Origin of the sequence: Aquabacterium sp., assembly GCF_044226965.1 — a bacterium.
GTDB lineage: Bacteria > Pseudomonadota > Gammaproteobacteria > Burkholderiales > Burkholderiaceae_C > Pseudaquabacterium.
Genome location: NZ_JBGAGA010000127.1, coordinates 1 through 3,002, shown reverse-complemented (window position 1 = coordinate 3,002; position 3,002 = coordinate 1). Strand labels below are relative to the sequence as shown.

The window sequence follows — 3,002 nt, the reverse complement described above, 5'->3', positions numbered from 1 at the left end:
CGCCTTGTTCTTGACCGAGAAGGCCAGCAGTTGCGTGATGTCCATCGGGGGTGCTTGGGGTAGGCTCGGGCCATTATGCAGAGCGTGGCGACCAAGTTACAACAACTGCGTGAGCGGATTTCTGCCGCCTGTGCCACGGCCGGGCGACCCGTGCAGACCGTCACGCTGCTGGCCGTGAGCAAGACCTTCGGCCCCGAAGCGGTGCGTGAGGCCGCTGCCGCCGGCCAGCGCGCGTTCGGCGAGAACTATGTGCAGGAAGCGCTGGAAAAGATCCATGCGCTGCAAGATTTTTCGCCACCGCTGGCATGGCACCTGATCGGCCCGCTGCAGAGCAACAAGACGCGCGTGGTGGCCGAGGCCTTCGACTGGGTGCATTCGGTCGACCGGCTGAAGATCGCCCAGCGGCTGTCCGAACAACGCCCGGCGCACCTGCCGCCGCTGCAACTGTGCCTGCAGGTCAACATCAGCGGCGAGGCCAGCAAGAGCGGGGTGATGCCCGACGAGCTGCCGGCACTGGCGCATGCCGTGGCGGCGCTGCCGAACGTGCGGCTGCGCGGCCTGATGGCCATCCCCGAGCCGGCCGCCGACTTCGAAGCCCAGCGCGCGCCGCACCGCGCCCTGCATGCGCTGTTCGACGCGCTGCGGGCGCAGGGCCTGGCGCTGGACACCTTGTCGATGGGCATGAGCGCCGACCTCGAGGCGGCCATCGCAGAAGGCGCGACGATCGTGCGCGTGGGCACCGCCATCTTCGGCGGTCGCGCCTATGCCGCTGCCTGACCGCTGCCGCCGCCTGAGGGCCTGAGCGTTTAACCCCGCCGCGCCGCATCGGCCGTGAAAGCCTGGGTCACCCACCCAGGAGTTCCGACCATGTCCACCGCCACGACCCGCTTTGCCTTGCCGCGCCGCCGCCTGCTGGCCCTGGCCGGCGCCAGCCTGGCGCTCGCTGCCTGCGCCGGCACGGCCGTCGCCTCGTTCCCGCCCCAGCTCGCGACGCTGGAGGTCTACGACCGCGACAGCGGCCAGGTGGCGCCGATCTACCAGCAGGACGGCCGCCAGTTCGTGCCCGGCCGGCCCGGCGCGCGCTACGCGCTGCGGCTGCGCAACCTGAGCGCGGGCCGCGTGCTGGTGGTGCTGTCGGTCGACGGCATCAACGTGGTCTCGGGCGAGACCGCCGACTGGCGCCAGGTGGGCTACGTGCTCGAACCCGGCCGCAGCTACGACATCAACGGCTGGCGCAAGTCCGGCACCGAGATCGCGGCCTTCGAGTTCGCGCCGATCGAGCGCTCGTACGCCGCGCTGACCGGCCGGCCGGGCAATGTCGGCGTGATCGGCATGGCGGTGTTCCGCGAGCGCCATGTGCCGCCGCCGATGCCTTCGCCCCCCACATCGCCGATGGTGCCGCCGCCCACCGTCGGTCGCCTGGAGCAGCGCGATGCGGCACCGGCCGCGCCGTCTGCGCGCGCCGCCGAGCCGGCGGGCGCGATGGCCGAGCGCAGCGCCAGCGCCAAGAGTGCCGACCAGGACAGCGCCGCCGGCAACCGCCTGGGCACCGGCCACGGCCAGCGCGAGTGGTCCGTCTCGCGGCGCACGAACTTCGAGCGCGCCACCAGCACGCCCGAGCAGGTGGTGCAGCTCGAGTACGACAGCCACGAGCGCCTGGTGGCGGCCGGCATCATCCCGGCGCAGTACCCGCCCTATGCCGCGACGCGTCCGCGTCCCTTCCCGCAGAACCAGGGTTACGTGCCCGACCCACCCGCGCGCTGACGCGCCGACGCACCCTTCGACACAAGCGCTCACACTTGCGTTGTCGGCCAGCATCAGCTGTCGCGCGTTCGGCCGCTTCGGGCCGGGCCATGATGGCGAGGCAGACATCATCACAACGAAGGGGGAAGCGCCGATGCGCATCGGACCCAGCATCGCGGCCATGGCCGCAGCCAGCGTGCTGCTGGCAGGCTGCGGCAAGCAGGGAGTGGAGCTGGGCCAGGGCGGCTCGGTGGTCACCGGATCGGGCGGGCCGCAAGGTGCGCAGTCGGCGGCCCAGCAGCTGTTGCAGTGCGACGCGCCGGTGGCCGTGGTGGCGCTGGTCGAGAACCAGCGCGGCTATACCGGCATCGGCCGCAACGGCCTGCCCGAATCCCCGCTGCCGCTGGTGCGGGTGATGATGCAGCAGAGCGGCTGCTTCCGCATCGTCGACCGCAATGCCGGGCTCGATGCCACCATGCACGAGCAGGAGCTGAAGGACAAGGGCATCCTGCGCCAGGACGACACCACGGTGAAGAAGGGCCGCGGCATCGTCGCCCAGTACAGCGTGGTGCCCAGCCTGGTGTTCAGCGAGCAGGACGCGGGCAAGCAGATCGGCGGCATCCTGGCGATGATCCCGGTGCTGAACAAGTTCGCCGGCGCTGCCGAGCAGGTCAAGCTCAAGGAAGCGCAGGTGGTGCTGCTGCTGACCGACAACGAGACCACCGAGCAGCTCTCGTCGGCCACCGGCGCCGCGCGTTCCACCGACCTGGGCCTGGGCGGCCTGATGGTCGGCAAGGGCGGTGGCCTGGGCGGCCTGGGCTGGGCCAACACCAACGAGGCGAAGGTGATTGCAGCGGCCTTCCTGGACGCGCACAACCACCTGGTGCAGCAGGTACGCGGCCTTGCCGCGAAGCCATTGCCCGAGAAGGTGCCGACGAAGGGCTCAGCGAAGGGCTGAAGCCCCTCCCTCGGCGCGCGCGGCTACTGCTTCCGGCCGTTGAACGTGCCCTGCGCCCGGCCATTGGCCTGGCGCCAGGTGCCCACCACGTTGCCGGAGTTCGGGTCGATCACGCCGGTGAACTGCGAGGTGCCGGCGGTGCCGTTGCCGCTCATCACCAGCGTGCCGTTGGCGCTGGCCACGCCGCTGACGTTGAAGCTGGCGCCGCTGGACGACTGGCCGATGCCCGAGATGCGGCCATCGGTCCCGATGATCACCGAGAACACGCCCTGTTCCGTGCCGGCGTACTGGCCCGAGAACG

Annotated in this window: 4 protein-coding genes; 3 read left to right on the top strand and 1 reads right to left on the bottom strand. The window is 71.0% G+C overall.

Going from position 1 to position 3,002, the window contains the following annotated elements:
- The first annotated feature begins 75 nt into the window (after positions 1-75).
- From ACILR4_RS28815 to ACILR4_RS28805, 3 genes are all read left to right on the top strand, one after another.
- Positions 76-777, top strand: coding sequence for a YggS family pyridoxal phosphate-dependent enzyme (locus ACILR4_RS28815; RefSeq protein ID WP_395704327.1), 702 nt, complete (start codon positions 76-78; stop codon positions 775-777).
- 90 nt (positions 778-867) lie between these two features.
- Positions 868-1,764 carry a hypothetical protein gene (locus tag ACILR4_RS28810; protein ID WP_395704326.1) on the top strand — a complete coding sequence of 299 codons (897 nt, stop codon included), beginning with the start codon at positions 868-870 and terminating at the stop codon, positions 1,762-1,764.
- A gap of 133 nt (positions 1,765-1,897) precedes the next feature.
- Positions 1,898-2,701: a CsgG/HfaB family protein gene (locus ACILR4_RS28805; RefSeq protein WP_395704325.1), complete on the top strand. Its 804-nt coding sequence runs from the start codon at positions 1,898-1,900 to the stop codon at positions 2,699-2,701.
- A 23-nt stretch (positions 2,702-2,724) separates the two neighbouring features.
- Here the strand turns inward: ACILR4_RS28805 and ACILR4_RS28800 are convergent.
- A partial coding sequence (locus tag ACILR4_RS28800) for a hypothetical protein (protein ID WP_395704324.1) occupies positions 2,725-3,002 on the bottom strand: 278 nt, incomplete at its 5' end.

What these genes read in the sequence shown, in the direction of transcription:
- ACILR4_RS28815 (WP_395704327.1), top strand. Translation starts at nt 76, where the DNA reads ATGCAGAGCGTGGCGACCAAGTTACAACAACTGCGTGAGCGGATTTCT.
- ACILR4_RS28810 (WP_395704326.1), top strand. Translation starts at nt 868, where the DNA reads ATGTCCACCGCCACGACCCGCTTTGCCTTGCCGCGCCGCCGCCTGCTG.
- ACILR4_RS28805 (WP_395704325.1), top strand. Translation starts at nt 1,898, where the DNA reads ATGCGCATCGGACCCAGCATCGCGGCCATGGCCGCAGCCAGCGTGCTG.